The sequence below is a fragment of the Paenibacillus arenosi genome (genome assembly GCF_014841135.1).
Taxonomy (GTDB): domain Bacteria; phylum Bacillota; class Bacilli; order Paenibacillales; family Paenibacillaceae; genus Paenibacillus_B; species Paenibacillus_B arenosi.
The window spans coordinates 24,748-45,265 of sequence record NZ_JACYTN010000001.1; the positions used below are offsets into that span (position 1 = coordinate 24,748).

The 20,518-nt window shown below is 46.4% G+C and carries 13 protein-coding genes; all 13 read left to right on the forward strand.

Features of this window, described 5'->3' with window-relative positions:
* Nucleotides 1–205: 205 nt before the first annotated feature.
* The 13 genes from addB to yqfD all read left to right on the forward strand — a co-directional run bounded on the left by addB (nt 206) and on the right by yqfD (nt 20,510).
* Nucleotides 206–3,736, forward strand: a complete 3,531-nt coding sequence (gene addB, locus IFO66_RS00115) for a helicase-exonuclease AddAB subunit AddB (RefSeq protein ID WP_192023153.1) — start codon at nt 206–208, stop codon at nt 3,734–3,736.
* Complete coding sequence (gene addA, locus IFO66_RS00120; RefSeq protein WP_192023154.1) at nt 3,720–8,186, forward strand: helicase-exonuclease AddAB subunit AddA; 4,467 nt, start codon at nt 3,720–3,722, stop codon at nt 8,184–8,186. Before addB ends, addA begins: the two co-directional genes overlap by 17 nt.
* 125 nt (nt 8,187–8,311) lie before the next feature.
* Nucleotides 8,312–9,517, forward strand: coding sequence for an exonuclease SbcCD subunit D (locus tag IFO66_RS00125; protein ID WP_192023155.1), 1,206 nt, complete (start codon nt 8,312–8,314; stop codon nt 9,515–9,517).
* Nucleotides 9,514–13,035 carry an AAA family ATPase gene (locus IFO66_RS00130; protein ID WP_192023156.1) on the forward strand — a complete coding sequence of 1,174 codons (3,522 nt, stop codon included), beginning with the start codon at nt 9,514–9,516 and terminating at the stop codon, nt 13,033–13,035. The genes IFO66_RS00125 and IFO66_RS00130 overlap by 4 nt, the downstream gene beginning before the upstream one ends.
* Nucleotides 13,036–13,419: 384 nt before the next feature.
* Nucleotides 13,420–14,262 carry a hypothetical protein gene (locus tag IFO66_RS00135; RefSeq protein ID WP_192023157.1) on the forward strand — a complete coding sequence of 281 codons (843 nt, stop codon included), beginning with the start codon at nt 13,420–13,422 and terminating at the stop codon, nt 14,260–14,262.
* A 285-nt stretch (nt 14,263–14,547) separates the two neighbouring features.
* Nucleotides 14,548–14,898 (forward strand): histidine triad nucleotide-binding protein, encoded by a 351-nt coding sequence (locus tag IFO66_RS00140; RefSeq protein ID WP_192023158.1) that lies wholly within the window; start codon nt 14,548–14,550, stop codon nt 14,896–14,898.
* Nucleotides 14,899–15,020: 122 nt separating this feature from the next.
* Nucleotides 15,021–15,194: a 30S ribosomal protein S21 gene (rpsU, locus tag IFO66_RS00145; protein WP_005547957.1), complete on the forward strand. Its 174-nt coding sequence runs from the start codon at nt 15,021–15,023 to the stop codon at nt 15,192–15,194.
* Between the two features lie 15 nt (nt 15,195–15,209).
* Nucleotides 15,210–15,653 (forward strand): GatB/YqeY domain-containing protein, encoded by a 444-nt coding sequence (locus IFO66_RS00150; RefSeq protein ID WP_192023159.1) that lies wholly within the window; start codon nt 15,210–15,212, stop codon nt 15,651–15,653.
* A 356-nt stretch (nt 15,654–16,009) separates the two neighbouring features.
* Nucleotides 16,010–17,317 carry an NfeD family protein gene (locus tag IFO66_RS00155; RefSeq protein WP_192023679.1) on the forward strand — a complete coding sequence of 436 codons (1,308 nt, stop codon included), beginning with the start codon at nt 16,010–16,012 and terminating at the stop codon, nt 17,315–17,317.
* Nucleotides 17,318–17,376: 59 nt separating this feature from the next.
* On the forward strand, nt 17,377–18,372 hold the full coding sequence (gene floA, locus IFO66_RS00160; protein WP_192023160.1) for a flotillin-like protein FloA: 996 nt from the start codon (nt 17,377–17,379) through the stop codon (nt 18,370–18,372).
* Between the two features lie 10 nt (nt 18,373–18,382).
* Nucleotides 18,383–18,895, forward strand: a complete 513-nt coding sequence (locus tag IFO66_RS00165; RefSeq protein ID WP_192023161.1) for a hypothetical protein — start codon at nt 18,383–18,385, stop codon at nt 18,893–18,895.
* A 134-nt stretch (nt 18,896–19,029) separates the two neighbouring features.
* On the forward strand, nt 19,030–19,326 hold the full coding sequence (yqfC, locus tag IFO66_RS00170) for a sporulation protein YqfC (protein ID WP_028595867.1): 297 nt from the start codon (nt 19,030–19,032) through the stop codon (nt 19,324–19,326).
* Nucleotides 19,323–20,510 carry a sporulation protein YqfD gene (gene yqfD, locus IFO66_RS00175; protein ID WP_225445396.1) on the forward strand — a complete coding sequence of 396 codons (1,188 nt, stop codon included), beginning with the start codon at nt 19,323–19,325 and terminating at the stop codon, nt 20,508–20,510. The genes yqfC and yqfD overlap by 4 nt, the downstream gene beginning before the upstream one ends.
* Nucleotides 20,511–20,518: the final 8 nt, after the last annotated feature.

A 20,518-nucleotide genomic window follows, 5' to 3' on the forward strand; every position in this document is an offset into this window, starting at 1 on the left:
TAACTCGAATCAAAAGAAATGAAGAACTATGAGTTACCAATCATTCACTAACTGAGCGTTCCAACACGGGCGAAGACCTCTTTATAGAGCTGAGCTGCACATATGGAATATTGAAATATAAATGAGTCATTGATTAGTCATCACATGATCGGAATTTTCACGACACATACAGGAAACATACAAGACATTAGGACGGTGAGAAAAGGTGGCTTTTACATTTATAATAGGGCGTTCTGGAAGCGGGAAGACGACTTATATATTGGATCAAATTAGGGAACAGGTTATGCAACAACCGGAAGGACCTCCTATTATACTGCTTGTACCGGAACAAGGGACGTTCCAATTGGAGCATGAGCTAGTGAAGACAGAAGGGCTTCACGGTTTGCTGCGTGCGCAAGTATTAAGCTTCCGACGTTTGGCCTATCGGGTTATGCAAGAGACTGGCGGTACGGCTTTGACTCCCATTAATGAAGAAGGGAAGAAAATGCTACTGTATCGTATTATGCAGCAGAAGAAGAGTAATCTTTCTCTTTTCTCAGGTACGGCAGAGCAGTTTGGTTTTATTGAGAAATTGAACGCTTTATTCGATGAGATGAAACGTTATCGCATTCAATCTTCTGACGTTGAGGAGCAGCTTGGTTGGCTGACGGGAGGGTCAGGGCATCCGTTGCTGGCTGCAAAGCTGCGAGATATTACAGAGGTCATGCGAGAGTTTGAAGTTGAATTGTCACAGCATTATTTAGATGGTGAAGATGTGTTGATGCGCTTGGCAGAGAGTGTACCGCAATCTACCTATGTGCGTGATGCTCAAATATGGATCGATGGATTCCATGGTTTCACGCCGCAGGAGCTATCCGTATTGGCTGCACTCATGCTTCAATCCAAAGATATGAGAATTGCGCTTACTCTGGATCGACCATATGAGCAAGGACAAACGCCGCATGAACTGAACCTATTTCATCCTACAGCTACTACGTATATTCAGCTTCGAGAAATTGCCGACACACTGCAAGTACCGATTGGAGACTTGGTTCAATTGGATGGTCGAACAGCAGGTAGTTTGCTTCGTTTTAAGGAGTCACCTTTGTTGTCTCACCTTGAAAAGCATTATGAGCGACGGACGGCTTGGCAGGAAGCAACGGCTACACAGCAAGAACAACAAGCTGTTACTGTGCATGCAGCGGTTAATCGCCGAGTAGAAGTAGAGGCAACAGCAAGAGATATGTTGGCTCGTGTGCGTAATGGTGAGGCGCGTTGGCGAGATATGGCGGTCGTGGTCCGAAATATTGGAGACTACAGTGCCCTTATTGATACGGTGTTTACAGACTTTGATATTCCCTATTTTAAGGACCAAAAGTCAGGGGTGCTTCATCATCCGTTCGTTGAGATGACAAGAGCAGCGCTTGATATATGGATTGGTTTCTGGAAGCCAGATGCGGTGTTCCGCTTTATTAAAACGGACTTTGTGCTTCCGGAGGATGATGCGATCTCACGGTTGGATATGGATCGGTTTGAGAACTATGTATTGGCGGCTGGAATTGAAGGCAGACGTTGGATGAGTAAGCATCCATGGCCGAAGATCCCTTCTTTGTCTTTGGATACAGACAGCTCTACAGATGAAGAAACGGGAGCTCCAGCCTTGATCGAGCAGTGTCGACAAATTGTTGCTGCACCGCTTATGGCGTTGGAGCGAGGTTTGACTCGTGCAAAGGATATTCGCGATATGTGCGAGGCTTTGTATCGATTTTGGATGGATTTAGGTGTTCCGCATCGATTAGAACGTATGAGTGCCGAAGCGATGATGAATGGGGATGTACAGCGTGCTCGCGAGCATCGTCAAATATGGGATGCAGTTCTTAACATCCTTGATCAGCTCGTTGAAATGGCTGGAAGTGAGACGATTACGCTGGAATTGTTCGCGGGTATGTTGGAGACAGGCTTTGAGAGCGTGAAGTTGGCACTTGTTCCTCCTGCGCTTGATCAAGTGCTTATCGCTTCGATGGATCGGACGAGAACAGGTCACATTAAACATGCCTATTTGTTAGGGGCTAATGATGGCATTATTCCAGCTCGTCCCATCGAAGATGGTGTGCTTACAGAGAACGAGCGTGACGTCTTGCTCGACACGGGGATGCAATTAGCGCCTGGGGTTCGACGTCAGTTGTTAGATGAACGTTTCCTTATTTACAATGCATTGACGGCAGCTAGTCATACTCTATGGGTGAGCTATGCACTTGCAGATGAGGAAGGGAAATCTTTGCTTCCCTCTGAGGTAATTCGGCAAATCCGCCAGCTCTTCCCCCATGTAGAAGAGCAGTTGGAGTTGGCTGAGCCAAATGAATTTATGGGTGAGCTGGAGCAGCTTCGTTATGTTGCACATCCAGAAATGGCTTTACGACATCTTATTTCGCAGCTGCGAGAGTGGCGCCGTGGAGTAGCCATTTCGCCTGTTTGGTGGGATGTGTATCATTGGTTGCGTGCACAACCAAGCTGGCAGCATCGATTACGTACGTTAACAGGCTCGCTGTTGTATCGTAATCAAGTGCAGCCTTTAGATAAAAATACGAGCCGCAAGCTTTACGGGAACAAGCTGAGAACGAGTGTATCGCGGATGGAGCGATTTGTCGCTTGTCCATTTTCTCATTTTGCTTCACACGGACTGAAGCTGAGACAGCGTCAAATGTACCGTTTGGAGGCGCCTGACATCGGGCAGCTGTTCCACGCGGCTTTAAGCCATTTTGCAAATGATTTAAAGTCCAACCAACGTTCGTGGGCGGCATTGACAGCTGATGAAAGCCGAGCGGAAGCAGATCGAATTGTTGATTTGTTATCGCCCCGCTTACAAGGCGAAATATTAATGAGTTCCAATCGCTATAAACATATTTCACGCAAATTGAAGCAAATCGTCGCCAAGGCCGCGGATGTTATAGGCCAACATGCAAAGCGTGGAGAATTCGAACCGCTTGCGCTTGAAATAGATTTTGGACCAGACAAGCCGTTGCCGCCGCTTCAGTTTACGTTGGACAATGGTTGTACGATGGAGATTATCGGAAGAATTGATCGGGTAGATTGCGCGGATAGCGAACAGGGCATTTTGCTGCGTGTAATTGATTACAAATCCAGCGCTACTGACTTGAAGCTTCATGAAGTCTACTATGGTTTATCGCTGCAAATGCTAACTTACTTGGACGTGTTATTGACTCATGCGGAGGAATGGATTGGCCAAACCGCATTGCCAGCAGGAGCGCTTTATTTCCATGTGCACAATCCATTGCTCGCTGCTACGAACGGAATGGCACCAGACTTGGCCAATGAGCAGTTAATGAAGAAGTTTAAAATGAAAGGTCTTGTACTGGCGGATCGAGAAGTAGTAGCGAAGATGGATGCACCGTTGGAGAAAGGTTATTCTGACATATTACCTGTTGCTGTTAAGCAAGATGGTACTTTCTATAGCAACGCGAGTGTGGCTACAACGGAACAGTGGGATGTTTTACGTGACAACGTCCGAAATGTGATTCAACGTATAGGCACGCACATTACAGATGGAGAAGTTCAAATTGAGCCATATCGAATGGGAACTAGCAAAGCTTGTGACTATTGTGACTACAAGCCTGTGTGTCAATTCGATGAGCTGCTGGAAGGCAATCAATATCGAATGCTGCCTCGGATGAGTAAAGACGACGTATGGATGCAACTGCAGGGAGGAGGAGAATCAGCACATGGATCAAACGAATAAGCGAGCAAAAGCCAAAGTGGGACATTCCTCCCAGCAAGAAGTAGAGCAGATAGCTATTGATCTTTTTGATATCGTGGACCAAACCGCGGAGGAAGAGCAAGCTGTACAAGAGCCTATCGAGCATACTGGAGAGGTGCAAAAATTGTTTATCGAAAGCGATCCCTTAGAAGGTGCTTTTGAGCAGCTTCCTGTGCAAGCTACTGAGCCAACAACAACATTGCCACCGAAGCCGCAAGATGCGACTTGGACGGATGAGCAATGGCAGGCTATCGTTGACGGTGGCCGCAACATCCTTGTAGCGGCTGCAGCGGGATCAGGCAAGACGGCGGTTCTTGTAGAGCGGATCATCCGAAAAATTATTGACGAGCACCAACCCGTCCATGTCGATGAACTGTTGGTGGCAACGTTTACGAAGGCAGCGGCAGCGGAAATGCGTGAACGTATTCGTCTTGCGCTTGAGACGAAGCTCGCTGAGACTCCTGATTCGGAGCATATTCATCGTCAGCTAGCGCTGTTGAATCGCGCTTCCATTACAACTTTGCACTCCTTCTGTTTAGAGGTAATTCAACGTTACTTCCAAATGATCGGATTGGACCCTTCTTTCCGTATTGCTAACGAAACAGAGACGCAGGTAATGCGTCAGGATGTGTTGGAGGAGTTGTTCGAGGAACAGTATGAGCAAGAGGATGATGAATTCCGCCGCTTTGTTGACTGGTTCAGTGGAGAACGAAATGATGAAGCGGCTTTCCGACTTGTCCAACGTTTATATGATTTCTCACGTAGTCACCCGTGGCCAGATGCATGGCTATCGCAAATGGCAGCATCGTTTGGAGCGGGTTCTGTAGACGAGCTCTCTGCTTCACCATGGGCGACAAGTATTATGGCTGATACAAGATTGACGATGAATGCTATTGTAGAGCTTCTGCGGCAAGCAGCGCAGTTGAGTGGTGCTCCTGGTGGGCCTGAACCTTATCAGTCTGTAATAACAGAGGAGTGGCAGATGGCCGCTCAATTGCACAACCGATCGCTACAACATCCATGGCATGAAATGGGTGTATTTATGGAGCAGCTTGAATTTGGCAGGCTGCCTGCATGTCGAGGCGATCGTTACGAGAAATCCTTGCAGGAGCAAGTAAAGAGGCTGAGGGATCAAGCCAAAGCTCGTTTCTCACAGCTTCGTGAAGAATTGTACAGACGTGCACCAGAACAATTTTTGATCGAAATGAACCATATGGCGCCGCTTATGAATACGCTCGTCCATGTCATTCAGCAGTTTGGTGAGCGTTACGAGCAAGCAAAGCGTGGCAAAGGCTGGCTTGATTTCTCGGATTTAGAGCATTATTGCCTTCGTATTTTGCGTGCACCTAATAGTACACCTGAACATACAGACCCTTCGGATGCGGCCGTGCAATATCGAGCGCAGTTTGCTGAAATTTTGCTGGATGAATACCAAGATACGAACATGGTGCAAGAGGCAATCGTGAACTTGATTTCACGTCAAGATAAAGGCAATCGTTTTATGGTTGGCGATGTAAAGCAGAGCATTTATCGATTCCGCTTGGCAGATCCTACGTTGTTTATGGAGAAGTATGATCGCTATGGGCGCTATGATCAAAGTGATGACGAGTGGAACACGCATGTCGTTCAAGAAGGAATGAACGATGAGACTGAGTTAGAAAAGGCTTCTTCGGATTCAAATCGTTATAGGGATGAAGATGATCTAAAAGGTGCTCGAATTGATTTGGCGCGCAATTTCCGCAGTCGCATGGAAGTTGTCGATGCAGTCAATATGCTGTTCCGTCAGCTTATGAATCGGCAAGTAGCAGAACTTAGCTATGATCGAGATGCAGAGCTTGTATGCGGTGCGATGTATTACCCAGAGCTGGATGTGGAGGATGACTCGGCATCTGGAGACTATAGCTATCATATTCGCCCAGAATTTGTCCTGATTGAAAAAGGTGGAGCAGCGGAGTCTCAGGCTGGCGATGAAGAAGATGTGCTTGATGGGGATCAGCCTCCAACAAAGGAAGTTGATCCATCAGAGCTAGAGACCGCAAGAATCGAGGCCAGAGCCATCGCTGCTCGGATACGAACGATGATGGGCGATGGGCGTGAAAAGCCTGCTCAAGTGTATGACAAGCAATTGAAGCGCATGCGGGCAATTAGCTACCGTGACATCGTCATTTTGCTGCGAGCGACTCAATCATGGGCCCCATTAATGGTTGAGGAGTTGCGTTTGGAAGGTATTCCAGCCTATGCGGAGTTTAATACAGGATACTTTCAAGCGACAGAAGTGGAGATCATTGTGTCCTTGCTGCGCGTCATAGATAACCCTTATCAGGACATCCCGCTTGCGGGCGTGCTTCGCTCTCCTATAGTAGGGCTATCCGCAGAGTCCTTGGCGCAAATCCGCTTATATGCGAAGAATAAGCCATATTTTGATGCATTAACGTCAGCAGCCGAAATTGGAACAGCTGGTGCAGCGCAATTGGAGTTGGATGGTGAGGTGCTGCTGTCTGAGGAAGATGTGCAGCGGGTTCAGCATTTTATGTCCTTATGGGAGCGTTGGCGTGAAGAAGCACGTCAAGGCAGTCTATCAGAGCTTATTTGGCGCATATATCGCGAGACTGGGTATTACGAATGGGTTGGAGGCTTGGCAGGCGGCACGCAGCGTCAGGCTAACTTGCGGGCGTTGTATGATCGTGCTCGCCAATACGAAAGTTCGTCTGTTCGAGGATTATACGCGTTCCTTCGTTTCATAGATCGGATGAAAGAAACGGGCGGCGACTTGGGTACAGCTCGCGCATTAGGTGAGCAGGAAGATGTCGTTCGTCTGATGACGATTCATAAAAGTAAAGGACTTGAGTTCCCTGTCGTGTTTATTGCAGGTATGGGGAAAATGTTCAATCAGCAAGACTTAAACGCTGCTTTCCTGATGCACAAGCAAATGGGATTTGGGCCGAAATATGTAGATGAATCAACACGTGTTACGTATCCGACACTGGCTAATTTGGCCATTCGTCGTCAAATGAAACTGGAGTTACTGGCTGAGGAACTGCGTGTGCTTTATGTTGCTTTAACCCGTCCAAAAGAAAAGATGATTCTAATGGGCACGGTAAATGATGCGGCTAAAGTCATTTCGCAGTGGGGGGAAGCCCTAGATGTGGAGTCTTTGCTGCTGCCTGATTACTTGATTGCTCGTGCGCGCAGTTATATCGATTGGATCGGACCAGCATTAATTCGCCACCAAGCTGCATCGGAATGGCGTACGTTAGCGGGTCTGCCAAATCGTAATGGCAGCTGCATGATTGATGAGCCATCGGATTGGAAGTTGACGCTCATTCCTGCCTCGATGCTTGCACTTACTTCCAGCTTGGAAACGGATGATACCTTGGTAAGCGATAAGTTAGCATTGTTGGAGCGAATAGCTGCATTGGATGAGCATGTTGAGGTACAGCCTTCGGAACATGAGCAGACGATTGCGGAGCGGCTTAGCTGGAGGGATCCTTATCGTCTTGCAGAAATGCTTCCAGCCAAGACGTCTGTTACGGAGATGAAGCGTCTATTTGCACAGGATGATTTGCCTTCTTCTACATGGGTTCATAGCAGCGAGGTGGAGGATGGTATTGCGGATACAGATCATTTGCCAGCTGAGAAAAAGCTCCCAGAACTCCCAGAGCAACCAGATGAGCTTGAAAAGTTGGAACCAGAGCAGCAGGCTCCAACTGGACTAGCAACTACTGCTTCTACGATAGAATCGCAAGTGAGCTCAGTATCAGAAATAGCAGACGGGTCTGACTTTACGTACACGCTGCATTTACGCCGTCCTCGCTTTATGGAACAGAAGCGATTGACTCCAGCAGAGCGTGGAACTGCCTATCATTTATTGATGCAGCATTTGCCCCTTAACGGCAGCATGAGTACTGCTATTATTGCGCAAACGCTGATCGGAATGCAGGAGCGTCAGATTATGACCGCTGCGCAAGCAGAGGCGATCGATGTGGATGGTGTGTATGCCTTCTTTGAGAGTGACATTGGACAGCGGCTACTGCACGCAGACTGGGTACAGCGTGAGCTTCCGTTCTCCTATGGGCTTACAGCTGCAGAAGCATATACCATTGAGTTGTCTACTCAGGGGGATACGGGTGAGAGACTTCGCTATGTGGCGACATCAACGTTCGCAGCGAAGGATAATTCTCATTTATTAGATGATGAGACTGTCCTTGTACAAGGTGTTATTGATTGTATTTTCCAGTCGAATGATGAGCTGATACTGCTTGATTACAAGACAGACCGTGTGTTAAGCCATGAGGGTGGTGTAGAGGGTCTAGCAGAGCATTATCGCTTCCAACTTGATCTATATGCACGTGCGATTGGGCAAATATGGAATCGTCCTGTCCATAAGCAAGCCTTGTATTTCTTTGATGCTAAAGAAGCGAAATTATTATAACTATAACTTGCGAAAAAGAACTTGCGAAAAAGCAATTAGGGCAATTTTGAGTGCTGACGATGTATAAACGAATAGATGATAGATAAACAAGCTAAACGAGTAGCAATAAGGAGAGGAGGATGTAAATGCGGGTGTTGCATACGGCGGATTGGCATTTTGGCCGGACGCTTGAAGGACGCAGTCGAATGGAGGAGCAAGAAGCTTTTGTAGATGAGCTTGTACAGATCGTGAATGAAGAAGCGATCGACGTTATTTTATTGGCTGGGGATGTATATGATACGGTCAATCCTCCAGCGGCAGCGGAGCAATTGTTCTATGAATCGATGGAACGTTTGTCAGATCAAGGCAGACGTTCTATCGTGATTATATCGGGTAACCATGATCATCCTGATCGATTGGCCGCGGCTTCTTCACTGCTGCGACGCCAAGGAATAACACTGATTGGGCAGCCTTCTGAGCAGGCGGTGCGTATTCAGCTTGCGCGTACGAACGAAGAAGCAATTATTGCTGCACTTCCTTATCCGTCAGAAGCAAGATTGAAGCAATTGCTTACGCACAATAATGAGGAAGAGGCTATTCGCTCCGCTTATAGCGACAAGGTGGCCCAATTGTTTGCAAGGCAGACAGCCGCTTTTCGGTCAGATACGGTGAATTTGATGATGAGTCATTTGTATGTACTCGGCGGTAAAGAAACGGAGTCGGAACGCCCGATTCAAGTTGGAGGCGCTTATACGGTACATCCTGATGCCTTTTATCCAGTGCTGGAGGAGGAGTTGCTGCAAGCACAATATGTTGCATTAGGGCATCTTCATCGACCTCAGATGGTTAAAGGAAAAGGGGTTATTCGCTACAGCGGATCTCCCATTGCCTACAGCTTTTCAGAAGCGGGTCAGACGAAGTCTGTTACGGTGTTTGATGCTACTCCTGGCGCTGTAATTACACCTGAAGAAAAGTATTTAACATCGGGGAAAGTATTGTCTACGTGGACGGCGAAAGGCGGATATGCGGAGCTGTGCAGTTGGCTTGACGAAGGCCGTGATGCGGAAGCATGGCTGGACGTAAGTGTCCATTTAACAGAAGCATTAACGATGGAACAAATACAGCATATTCGTCGTGCCCATGGTGGTATCGTGCATATTCGTCCTATTTATCCGGAGATGGAAGCGATCGCTATTGAGGAAGGTCAGCGTTCGGCTATGCCTGTTCATGAGTTGTTCAGACGATTCTATGAACGGCAGACGGGCGGCGCAGCTCCTGATGATGCACTAGTCGACCTGTTCCTTGAACTGATTGGCGAAGAAGAACCTGTAGAGGAGGAGACTGCTGGATGAAGCCATTAACTTTAAAACTAAGTGGTCTCCAGAGCTATCGGGAAGAACAAGTTATTGATTTTGAATCGTTGTGTGAAAGCGGCTTGTTCGGCATTTTTGGTCCAACAGGCAGCGGAAAGTCGACGATTCTAGATGCGATAACGCTCGCGTTGTACGGCAAGGTGGAGCGGGCGACAAATGGGACACAAGGCATTATGAACCAAGCTGAGAATCAATTGATGGTTTCTTTTGCGTTCCAGTTGAGCAGTGCGGAGGAAACGAAGACGTTCCGTGTGGAACGCAGGTTTAAGCGTGCTAATGAAATAAGTATAAGCAATTCCGTTAGCCGATTTGTGGAAATTACGCTAGAAGGCGATGTTGTGCTAGCGGACAAGCTTGCCGATGTTACCCGACTCGTCGAGGAGCATATCGGATTAAAAATGGATGACTTTACTCGTGCGGTTGTACTCCCGCAGGGCAAGTTTGCTGAATTCCTCTCGCTTAAGGGCAGTGAGCGCCGTCAAATGCTGCAGCGTTTATTTTCTTTGGAACGGTATGGTGATGTACTGGCAGGTAAATTGTCACGATCACTCAAGGAAACGGAGAGTGAAATACGTACTAGCTTGGCAGAGCAGCAAGGGCTGGGCGATGCATCTGCTTCCGCCTTGGAGGCGGCAGAAGCAGTCCTGACAGAGGCAAGTCAGGCTGCAGAGACAGCTAAGACTGAACGACAGCAAACAGAGGAACGGTATCAAGCTTGGAATGAGCTTCGTAAAATGCAAGTTGAGCGTGATCAGCTAGAAGAACGCCGTAAGCGTGGCGCGCAGCAATCTGAGCGGATGCAGCAACAGCAGCGGCGTTTGCAGCGTGCGCTGGAGGCTGAGCAAGTCATGCCTTCTATTCATGAAATGGCGAGAGCGCAATCAGAACATAATCGCAGTATAGAGGTGCTGCGCGATGCTGACGTGCTGGCTAAGACTGATCAAAGGGCACGACAAGCAGCAGAGCAAGCATGGAACGAGTCAAAGTCTCAGCGTGAACAGCAAGAGCCAGAGCTTCATCAGCGGATTGATCAATTAAAACAGGCTGTACAAGTCAATCAAGAGTTGGAGCAATTGACTGTTGAGCTTGCAGAACATGAGGCAAAGGGGCAGACCTCTACCGATAAGGCAGCCCAGGCGCAAGGGGAAATGACTCGTGTTAGTCAACTTTTACAGCGAGCTGCTGTGCGGCAGGGTGAGTTAAAACAACGGATGCGTGAGCTTGATTGTTCATCTGCGCTTAGAGAGCGCATGCAAGAAGCTCGTCTTGCGAAGACGACGTTAACAGAGGCAGAACGTCGTAGGGATGAATTGGGTAGCCAAATGGAACAGGTTAACAAGCAGCTTGAACGTTCGAATGCAGTGTTGCGAGAGCAGATGGAGCATATGGTTGCCTGGAGCGAACGATTACCACTTTGGCTGACATCCGTAGGTGAAGTACAGCGCGAGTTGATGGCAGCGAAGCAGTCGGCCCAACAATGCACGGTACAGGTGCGAATCGAGCTGGAGCAGGCACGAATTGACGTGCGGAATGCTTCAAAGGCGGCGTTGGCCGCTGAATTGGCGGAGACATTACAAGCCGGAGAATCTTGTCCTGTGTGTGGATCGAAGGAACATGCCGTACTAACTCATAATTATTCAGAGCAGCAGCAGGCATATGTTGAGGCGGAAAAGCAAGCTGACAACTATGAGCGTTGGCTAGAGGAATTGCGGACAACAACTGTATCGGTGGAAAGTGCGCTGGAGCGTTGTTATTCATTGCGCACAGATCTTCGTGACCGTCTAGCAGATGCGAATAAGCGTGCCGCATCTTGGTTGCCGTCCTTCGGGGCACAGGCAGAAGGGGCGGCTGCTATACAGGCTAAGCTCATGTTTGAGGGAATGGCAGTGAACGAACAATCGGAACCTCTTTTAGCTAATGAAGTTCCGCATGTTAGCGACATTCAGTCAGAGCAGGCGAATAGCACTCGTTTAGATGAAATATCGGACATGAAGAAATGTGTCAATCAGGCGGTTTCCCAAATGGATCAACTGACACAAGAAAAAGAAAGCATACTTCGTTCCCTTGATGAGCTGTTGTGGAATTTGCAGCAGGCGGTATCGAATCTGAATAATTCACAGCAAACTTATCAAGAAATAACAGTGCAGTATACTTCAGCCGATCAAGTGCTAAAGGAGAAGCGCCAGTCTTGGGAGGAGCTCTATCCTGAATGGGAAGCACAATCGCTAGAAGTGCATTGGCAGACACGTCAAGAAGCAGATCGTGAGCTTGAAGATAGCCGTCAGCGTTACGAGAAAAGCGTAGCCTATATTGAGGAGATGGAAGAGCAGCTGAAGCAGCAGCAGGTGCTGCATCGTGAGGCTGAGCTTGTAGTTGTACAAAGTGAAACAGCCAAACAGGGCTTATTGCGGATAAAGGCAGAGTACGATGCTAGACTTGCTCCTTGGTTAGCATTTGGTCCGATTCCAACACAACTTCATTCCAGCGAGCAGCAGCTGTTTGCCATTCGTCAACGCGAAGAACAAACACAGCAGCTTGCCGAGACAGCAAGACGCTTTGAGGCAGAAGCGATGCAGCAGCTTGCCTTATCACAACAGGCTACGAACAGTGCAAAGGTTCGACTTCGTGATACGCAGCAGCAGCTTCATCAAAAGCTAGAGCAATCTGGATTTGCGAACCAAGATGAGGTTGTTGGTTGCCGATTAGAAGAGACAGAACGTCAACAGCTTGCTGAAGAATATACGGCTTATGAAGAAGAGCAGCGTACGATTCAAATTCGTATGAACCGAATTGTAGAGCAGCTTCAAGGTAGAGAGATCGGAGATGAAGAGTGGTCTACATGTGTGCAGCAGTGGCAGTCGGCAGCAGAACGTGATGAAGCAGCTTTCGCTTTTCGAGTGAAGGCGGAGCGCGATGTGGAACAACTGCGTGCGAAACATGCACGGTGGATGGTGCTAGAGGAGCAAATGAGCGGTGGTCGCGAACGCCATAGTCGTTTGCAGCAGCTTCAAAGTGTATTCCGCGGTAATGCATTCGTTGAGTTTGTTGCTGAAGAGCAACTGATGCAAGTAAGCCGTGCTGCATCTGAACGCTTAAAGCTGTTAACGAAGCAGAGATATGCGTTGGAGGTTGATTCCGGAGGAGGATTTGTTATCCGGGATGATGTGAATGGGGGAATTCGAAGACCTGTTTCTACATTATCGGGTGGCGAGACATTTTTGACATCTCTAGCTTTGGCACTTGCGCTATCTGCTCAAATTCAACTTCGGGGCATGTATCCATTGCAATTTTTCTTCCTTGATGAAGGCTTCGGTACGCTGGATCCAGAATTGTTGGATACCGTAATTACTGCATTGGAGAAACTGCATCATGATAAGCTTTCTGTAGGAGTCATTAGCCATGTGCCTGAACTTCGAGCGCGTTTATCGCGCAAGCTTGTAGTGACGCCAGCTGAACAGGCGGGCAGAGGTTCGCGAATTGGACTAGAGACGTTGTGAACGCTCTTTGCTTATTTTGGAAAATAAAAGTTGCTGATCAGACCTATTGTGAAGCAAATCACAGTAACAGTTTCTAACGACTGTTATAATACAGTTACCGACATTTTTACTTTGGATGGCACCTCGGTAAACCTGTTGTTTCTACAATACACATGTATGTTAAGACCGCCTTCATTTGTAGAAACAACATGTTTACAGCGTTTATGCGCAGCCTGCAAGTGCAGGAGGGGGTGTCTTTTTGTTGTGAAATACATTCAAGTGAACTTGAATTTGTATCTATATTATAAATATTTGCTTGTTGTTACGGTAATTTGCTCACCTCCTTGGGCGTAGGCGAATATCATGGAGAATTACATGATTGTGCTAGTCATTAAGGAGGTTCCTATGGAAAATAACATGCAAGGTTACCAGGCTGAACAACAAGGCGCTCAAGAGGAAAAGCGATTTGATGGAAGCAATGCGCCTAACTTTGGCGCATCTTATGTACCACAATATACGCAGCCGAATATGGCTCCTATGCAGTCGGTACCCAATATGCAGCCTATGATGCAGTCCATGCCTAACTTCCCACCAATGCCAATGCCAAATATGCAGGCTGCGATGCAATCGATTCCTAACATACAGCCGATGCCCAACATGCAGCCAATGACACAACAGGCTGTGCTGCCTAACCAACAACCATATCCAGCTATGCCACAAGGATCTGTTGTACAACAGTCCATGGGAGAAAATGCATGGAAGCCAAATGATGAATACGGTGGATTGGCTGTTAATGGTGAGAATATGAAAGATATGTGTAAAAAATATATGCATCACCATGTCCAACTAAAAACAAGTGAGAATCAAGTTTACCAAGGTGTAATTACTCATGTTGATGATACGTATGTGCATTTATCCCCAACGTCTACAGGCAAAGAAAATAGTCAGTATAGTGATCAAATGACGTCGTATCCATACACGGTGTCACAGGATTATTCGGCTTATTCAACACCTTATTATTGTGAATCATGTTACCGCGGATTGGCTTCGCATCATGGTTTTGGAGGCGGTGGCCCTGGGTACCATGGTGGAGGCTATGGATATCACGGAGGATACTATCCCAGGCCACGCCCGCCCTATTATCCATACTATGGTGGGTACTATCCCTACTACCCGTATTACTATGGATATGGCTACAATCCGATCATTTTGCCTCTTGCAACGCTAGCAGCTTTAGCTCTTCTCTAAAGTAGATCCATGATTCAAGCACCTCTATGCTGTGGCTGTGGGGTGCTTTCATTTTTTATAAAGATCGATACAACGTGCAAGTAGTAAGTAGCATAGTACTTTTAATCGTTTAGTAGAAAGAGTAAAGATACATAGTGTAACTAAGAGAATGGATTGAAAATTGGACGTGAGATGTATTTTTCGATATGATATTCGTATAGTCTAAGTTGATTCGTACTGCTTAAGATAACGCTGAAGTAACATGGGCTGTATAGGTGAATATATATTTCTAGGAGGAAGATTAGGATGGATTGCATTTTTTGCAAAATAATCGAAGGTACGCTGCCTTCTAAAAAAGTATACGAAACAGAACAAGTGGTTGCTTTTCATGACATCCAGCCTAAAGCGCCTGTACATATCGTAATTGTTCCGAAGAAACACATTCCGACAATGAATGATCTGCAAAAAGAAGATTATGCACTGTTAGGAGATATCCATGAAGCGGCTCAACAAATCGCGAAAGATCTCGGTGTGGCGCAGTCAGGCTATCGTTTAGTTAACAACTGCAACAAAGACAGTGGTCAGATTGTGTTCCATATTCACTACCATCTATTAGGTGGCGAACCGCTAGGAGATATTGTTGGTTCCAGATATTGATTTCAGTAATTATTTACAGTTCGCAAGTGCAAGGTTGACACTGTATTTCACCATCACATATAATGTAATTTGATGAACCGTGATTTGTTCTTGGACGGTCTGGTCGGAGGGAGGGATAACTGGTGTCTGAAACGAAAGTTCGCAAAAACGAGACGATCGATGCTGCACTTCGTCGCTTTAAGCGCTCCATCGCAAAAGATGGCGTATTGGCTGAAGTTAAAAAGCGTAAGCACTATGAGAAGCCAAGCGTCAAGCGTAAGAAGAAGTCCGAGGCTGCTCGCAAGAGAAAGTTTTAGGAGGATATAGCACCAATGGATCTAAGCCTACGATTGAGCGAAGATATGAAGCAAGCGATGAAGAGTAAAGACAAGTTCAAACTCTCCACCATCCGCATGGTTCGTTCGGCAATCCAGAATGTTGAGATAAATTCGAAACGAACTTTGAATGACGATGAAGTGCTTGAAATTCTAGGTCGTGAAATCAAACAGCGGAAAGATGCCCTCCATGAGTTCGAGAAAGCTAGCCGATTCGACCTTGTAGATAACTTGAAACTAGAGCTTGACATTTTGTTGGAATACCTTCCAGCACAGCTTTCTGAAGAAGAAATTAATGCTATTGTACGAGAGACCATCCAAGAGACCGGTGCAACTTCGAAAGCAGATATGGGTAAGCTTATGGCTGCCCTAATGCCAAAGGTCAAAGGACGTTCCGACGGTAAACTTGTCAATTCAATTGTTCAACAGCATCTGCAATAAGCGAATCTTTATAACTGATCGAATACAAAAACACTCCTTGTTTCAAGGAGTGTTTTTATTTTGTCTTCTTTTTGTTTAGGAGCATATAGAGGGAACGTAATAGTTGGTTGCAAATGGATCATTTTTATGAGTTGTTATGCACTTAAACGTTATCGTGCTTGATGACTTTGTTAGATTGTTGAAACGTAAATAATGAAATTACGTATTACCGCATATATGGAATCAAGAAAGCAAGAGCAGTTGACATACTAAACAAAGAAGGGGGTAGTGGATTGAATTCACGTTCTGTAACGTTAAAAAGATGGCTTGTTTTGACGACGCTTACTATTTTTGCGTTGACAGGCTTGTTAGGGATAATGAGCAGTGCTGGTGTACAACCAGCCTATGCTGAATCTGTTCCTGGGACTGTGAATGATGGAGTAGTTGCCGTCATACAGCTAGAAGGTGCTGTAGATCCGGTTATGGAGTCGTACGTCCGCCGGGCGATTGAAGAGGCGGAGCAATCTAGAGCGGAGCTTATCGTGTTTGAAATGAACACGCCTGGTGGAAGGTTGGACAGTGCTGAAGCATTGGGGCTTCTCATAGCGGAGAGTCCGATCCCAACCGTCGTTTATGTAAATGGTAAAGCAGCTTCTGCTGGTAGTTATATAGCGCTCAGTGCGGATAAGATTGCCATGACACCTACGAGCATGATCGGTTCAGCCGCGATAGTGGATGTAAATGCCGAATTGGTTGACAATCCTAAAGTGGTTGCTGCATGGTCGAGCATGATGAAGGGTGCTGCTGAGGCTAATGGCCGTGATGGCACTTATGCAGTCGCGATGGTCGATGTGAAGAATGAAATAAAACTTCCTAAGCTAGACCGCACTAAGAAGGCGGGAGAAGTTCTTTCCTTGGATACAAAAGAAGCGATCAGAGTTGGTTATGCAGATTATGAAGCAACCTCCCTTCAAGAATTGCTGACTCAAATGAAGCGCAGTAATCCTTTGATTCTCACCATTGAGGTAGCTGCATCGGAGAAGATTGCTTCATTCCTAATGAATCCAATTGTCGCTACGGTGCTGCTGTTCATTGGTATTGCAGGTATTGCCATTGAACTGATTGTGCCAGGGTTCGGTGTGCCAGGTATTTTGGGTGTACTAAGCTTCGGTCTATATTTCTTTGGCGCTTATGTCGCTGGATTAGCAGGAATGGAGGCATTTGTCCTCTTTATTCTGGGGCTTGTACTGCTTGTGTTAGAATTGTTTGTACCTAGCTTCGGTATATTGGGAATACTAGGTTCTGCCAGTCTGATTACAAGTGTGGTGCGAGCTGCGTATGACACATCTGATGCACTGTTGTCGTTGGGGATTGCGTTCATAGCAGCAACTGTTGTCGTTGTTATCATTGCACGTATATTTAAGCATCGTGGAGTATGGAATCGATTCATTCTTCGTGAGCAACTGACAACGGAAGAGGGCTTTGTGTCCACGCGAAATGCATCCGAGCTTATTGGAGAAATTGGTGTTGCATTAACTACGCTTCGACCATCTGGTACCGCATCTTTCAACGAGCGTAAAGTTGATGTCGTTACCGACGGTGGATTTATTAGCGCTGGCAAGCGCGTAAAAGTGATTCATGTAGAAGGAGTTCGTGTCGTAGTGCGCGAACACGCAGATGACTAGGGGTCGCGGTTTATTGTAAACCTGCCTATATAGAAAATTGAATCGGAGGTTGTGCTTTTATGGATTTGAACATTAGCTTTTTGCTTACGATCGCAGTTGTTATTATTGCGGTCAGTGTATTCCTCAGCTTCTTCCCGGTAATGCTCTGGATTTCTGCTATCGCATCCGGTGTGAAAATTAGCATTATTACGTTGGTGGCTATGCGTCTACGTCGTGTTACTCCGAGCCGTATCGTTAACCCAATGATCAAGGCGACTAAAGCAGGATTGGGACTGTCCATTAATCAGTTGGAAAGTCACTATTTGGCGGGTGGTAATGTAGACCGAGTAGTAAATGCGCTAATTGCTGCACAGCGTGCAAACATTAGCTTGGAATTTGAACGTGCAGCTGCTATCGACCTTGCAGGTCGCGACGTACTTCAAGCTGTACAAATGAGTGTTAACCCTCGTGTTATCGAGACACCGATCGTTGCAGCTATGGCGAAAGACGGTATTGAAGTGAAAGTTCGTGCTCGTGTAACGGTACGTGCTAACATTGAGCGTCTCGTTGGTGGTGCGGGTGAAGAAACGATTATCGCTCGTGTCGGTGAGGGTATTGTTACTACAGTAGGTTCTAGTGCTACGCATAAAGATGTATTGGAAAATCCAGATTTGATTTCTCGCACGGTACTTGGCAAAGGATTGGATGCGGGTACAGCATTTGAAATCTTATCGATTGATGTTGCTGATGTTGATGTAGGTAAAAATATCGGTGCACATCTTCAAACCGAGCAAGCAGAGGCTGATAAGCGTATCGCTCAAGCGAAGGCGGAAGAGCGTCGTGCGATGGCGGTTGCACAAGAGCAAGAGATGAAGGCTCGTGTCGTAGAGATGCGCGCGCGTGTTGTTGAGTCTGAATCTCAAGTTCCATTGGCAATGGCAGAAGCGCTTAAGAGCGGCAAGTTAGGTGTTATGGATTACATGAACCTTCAAAATATTGAGGCGGATACGCAAATGCGCGGCTCGATTGGCAAGAATTCAGACGCAGGGCGTACCGACCACAATTCAGAAAGCTAGGCGATAAGCCATGGAAAAATTATTTGATTTTATTTCTTCAAATATTTTTGTAGTCGTTGCGGTTGTGGGATTCTTACTTTCGCTAGTGGGCAATAAAAAGAAGTCAACCACCGGTATGCCAAACTTTGGTGGGGATACGCAAAATACGGCTAGCCAGAGCCAATCTAATCATGATCAAGATAAGGGCAATTATGATGACGATGAGGAAGAGTATGAGCGTCAGCAGTCTCGACTAGAAGATGTGCGTACGACTCCTGTGTTCTCGACAGATTATAGCGATGATCGAGAAGAGAATACATTTGGTTATCCATCATCAAGATTGGCCGATACAAGCTATCGTACTCAAGCCGCCGTAGCTAGAGAAGCTTCTTCACCTATTTACTCGCGGAATGATCACGGAGGGCAGCAGCAGCGTGGTAAGGCTGGCTCCAATGAAACATTAGCTGAACAGGCGCGTCAAGGTGTAATATGGGCTGAAATATTAGGTCCGCCTCGAGCGAAACGTCCGTTCCGCAATCGATAATTCAAAAAGTCTCAGCCTGTACACCTTTTTGGAACGGGCTGGGGCTTTTTTTGTGTTTGTATCCTGCTGCTAATTTTCATATTCATTGCTGCTGGAGCATAAGTTGTAAAGTACAGGAAGGGGGCCTCGCACGTATGAGCCGTATCATGCGCAAGTTGAATCAGTGGACGGCGCATTTGTTTGATTTGCCGCAGGATATCGTATCTGATGTGCCCCGTGTATCCTTAATAGGCAATCGCAAGCTGTTCGTAGAGAATCATCGTGGAATCGTTCATTTTTCCAATGAAAATATGAGATTGTCGCTCGCAAAAGGGGAATTGGAAGTGACGGGAAGTGAGCTTGTCATTCGAGGAATATGGACAGAAGAAATATGTATCGAGGGCTACATAACTGAAGTGAAGGTTCACGGAATGGAGGACGCAAAGCCATGAAACCACCGTTAATGGGTAAAATACGTGGATATGTCAAAATTCAAATTCGAGGACAGCATACCGAACAACTACTTAATCTCCTTTTAGCAAAACGGATAACGATATGGGATGTGAGGCGCACAGATGATCATCAGGTGAGCCTCTTTATTATAGTGCCTGACTTTTTTAGATTACGTCCGTTTTTAAAAAAGACAGGCTGCCGTGTTCATGTAATGGAGCGTTATGGGCTTCCATTTTCGATAGGACAAGTGCGTCGACGTTCTTTTTTTGTAACCGGTGCTTTTTTATTTTTACTAGGATTGTACATGCTGTCATCTCTTGTGTGGACGATAGAAGTAAAGGGGAACGAATCGATCTCAACCGAGCAAGTGCTTGCAGCTGCTCATGAGGAGGGCATATATCCATTTCAGTGGACGTTTAGGCTTAAAGAGACAGAAGAGCTGTCAAAAGCGCTGCATGCGAAGCTGTCTTCTTCATCTTGGGTGGGGGTGACAAGGCAAGGTACCAAAATTGTCATTCATATTGTTGAATCCACTGTGCCAAAATCAAGAAAACTGAATAATCCGCGCAACATCGTAGCGAGTACAGATGCTGTCATTACAAGCATTATAGCTGAAGAAGGCAAAGCAATCGTAAAACCGAATGATCGTGTAAAAAAGGGTCAGGTCCTAATTAGTGGTGCTCTGGGATCTCCGGAGTCTCCATTAATCGTGGTCGCTAAAGGCAGCATACGAGGCCTCGTTTGGTATGAATATTCGATACAATCACCTCTTGTAAGCAAGCAAAAAGTAATGACTGGACAAAGCATAGAAAAATCTTATGTGCAATTGGGCCAACGACGCTTGCAGGTAAGTGGTTATGGTCAAATTCCATTTTCTCATTATGAAGTGAAGACTGAATTCAATGATGTAAATGTAGGAATGTTAACTTTGCCGCTTAAATGGGTAAAAGAAAAGATAATGGAAGTACAAATTGTTGAAGAGGCGCAAGAACAGCAAGAGGCTGCTCAAATTGGATTGCGTCATGCAAGAACGGATATCTTGGCGAAATATGGACCGAACGCTCGTGTTGTAACGGAAAAGATTTTGCATCAGAAGACGGAGAATGGTAAAGTGAAACTTAAGGTTATGTTTGAAGTAGAGCAATCGATTACAGAAGAGCAGCCTATTATTGGCACTTCATAAAGACTAAA